Source organism: Holdemanella hominis (genome assembly GCF_014306155.1).
GTDB classification, from domain to species: domain Bacteria; phylum Bacillota_I; class Bacilli_A; order Erysipelotrichales; family Erysipelotrichaceae; genus Holdemanella; species Holdemanella hominis.
On sequence record NZ_JACRWH010000136.1, the window covers coordinates 1 to 612 of the forward strand.

At 32.2% G+C, this 612-nt stretch carries 1 protein-coding gene; it reads right to left on the bottom strand.

What is annotated here, in order from left to right; genetic code table 11:
* Window positions 1–95: 95 nt before the first annotated feature.
* A partial coding sequence (locus tag H8911_RS12255; RefSeq protein WP_186999854.1) for a transposase occupies window positions 96–612 on the bottom strand: 517 nt, incomplete at its 5' end.

Sequence of the window (612 nt, forward strand, 5' to 3'; positions counted from 1 at the left end):
GGCTAATCTTTTTCATTTTGTTTTCGAATGGTTTGAAATGAGTATATAAAAGGATATCAGACATTGCTGATTTTTTAAAATATAGGTTCAAAACGTTAAATCTGCAACACTTTATTCCAGTACTGAGTGAACTGAGTTTTATTTTTGTAGGCACTGCTAAAACTAAGCGTTACCTGTCTTGCGTGTTGTATCACTTTGACTGCTATTTTCTGATATTTCAATCGATATGTATTCATTCGTATTGTCTGATCTTTTTCTTCTAATATTGTTTGCTGGAATACATGATAAAGATTGTAGGCTAGACTTGAAATTAGAAAATCCATTTCATTTTTTACGAATTCTTTATGTGAAGGATTCCCACCGTTGAAATCATCTTTTAATTCTTTTGTAAAGTTTTCGCTGTTTCCTCTCGCTTCATAAAAGTCCATTGCTCCTTTGGGACTTTTCTCAAAATCATTTGTGATTATGCAATAAACCATAGGTACTAACTGAAGCATTCCGTCTTTTTCTAAGCGAAAGGCTTTGCATACAATTCTTCGCTTTTTTGTCTTGTTTATCTGAATCGTATATTCTCCATAATAAGGTTCTGTATAGTCAAAATCATTCCAGTCT